Annotated in this window: 1 protein-coding gene; it reads right to left on the bottom strand. The window is 68.3% G+C overall.

The features are described 5' to 3' along the window. Positions 1-272, bottom strand: a 272-nt coding sequence (locus DSP71_RS22765) for an SDR family NAD(P)-dependent oxidoreductase (RefSeq protein WP_220151137.1), incomplete at its 3' end; no start/stop codon positions are given. Positions 273-495: the final 223 nt, after the last annotated feature.

The raw sequence follows: 495 nt of genomic DNA, 5'->3' as shown, positions 1-495 counted from the left end.
CCGGCGTTGTTGAAGACGACGTTCACTCCGCCGAGTTCGGCCACCGACGTGGCGACCACCCGTTCGATGTCGGACTCGCTCGCCACATCCGCCGCGATCGCGATGGCCATGCCACCGGCCGCACGGATCTCCTCCGCGACGGCTTCGGCCGCCTCCGTGTTCAGGTCGACGACGGCGACCGCCGCGCCCTCGGCAGCGAGTGCGAGTGACGTGGCGCGACCGATGCCGCCGGCACCTCCGGTGACGATGGCCTTCTTGTTCTCGAGACGCATGGGGTGTCCTTTCGGGTACGTGCAGACGGGTCTGTCGGGGTCGGGATGTGTCAGGTGAGGGAGAGTTCGGGTGCGGTCACGGCATAGAGACTCGTGGTGCCGACGCCGGTGATGATGCGGACATGCCCGGCGAGTCTCGCATCGAGTTCCGGGTCGCCGGTGTCGACGAGGAGCGGCCGACCCTGCAGGTCGATGAGCTTCTGCTCGGGGGCGACGACGAGGA

The organism is Microbacterium sp. H6 (assembly GCF_003314775.1).
Lineage (GTDB): Bacteria > Actinomycetota > Actinomycetes > Actinomycetales > Microbacteriaceae > Microbacterium > Microbacterium oxydans.
This window is presented reverse-complemented; position numbering and strand designations above follow the sequence as displayed.